This is a genomic window from Candidatus Clostridium helianthi (genome assembly GCF_045310795.1).
In the GTDB taxonomy this organism is placed as follows: Bacteria; Bacillota; Clostridia; order Clostridiales; family Clostridiaceae; genus Clostridium; species Clostridium helianthi.
In genome coordinates, this window is the sequence record NZ_JBJIAB010000116.1 from 1 (window position 1) to 662 (window position 662).

The following is a 662-nucleotide window of genomic DNA, read 5'->3' on the forward strand; positions in this document are numbered from 1 at the left end:
TATAAAGTACCTTTTAAAGATTACATTAAAAATGTTGCTTCATGCGAAATATATTCAACTTGGACAAATTCAGCAATAAGAGCAAATATTTTTTGTATTATATCTTTTACATTAAATAGAATATATACTGAGTGGTATAGAGGTAAAGGAAAAAACTTTGATATTACAAGCTCTACAGCTTATGATCATGCATTCGCTTATGGTAGAAATTTCTATGATAATATAAGTCAAATTGTCGATGAGATTTTTTCCACATACGTACGAAGGATTGGAAGGAAGCAGCCACTTTTAACACAATACTGTGATGGAAAGCGGGTTAGCTGTCCCGAATGGTTGAGTCAATGGGGTAGTCAGAAATTAGGAGTACAAGGTAAGGTACCATATGAGATTTTGAGATATTATTATGGAAATAACATTGAATTAGTTACAGCTGAAAAAGTTGCTGGAAGCCCTCAATCATATCCAGGTAGACCATTAACTATTGGTTCATCTGGTTCTGCTGTAAGGACTATTCAAAGTCAATTAAATAGAATAGCAAGAAACTACCCATTAATTCCGAGAGTTGCTGAGGATGGAATATATGGACCAAAGACTGCAGAGGCAGTAAAGACATTCCAACAAATATTTGGATTACCACAAACAGGAGTAGTTGATTATGCAAC

1 protein-coding gene is annotated in these 662 nt (G+C 34.0%); it reads left to right on the forward strand.

Annotated elements, in window-relative coordinates:
- Nucleotides 1–662 (forward strand): peptidoglycan-binding domain-containing protein (locus ACJDTP_RS27425; RefSeq protein ID WP_406763007.1); only part of this gene is annotated, 662 nt, incomplete at both ends.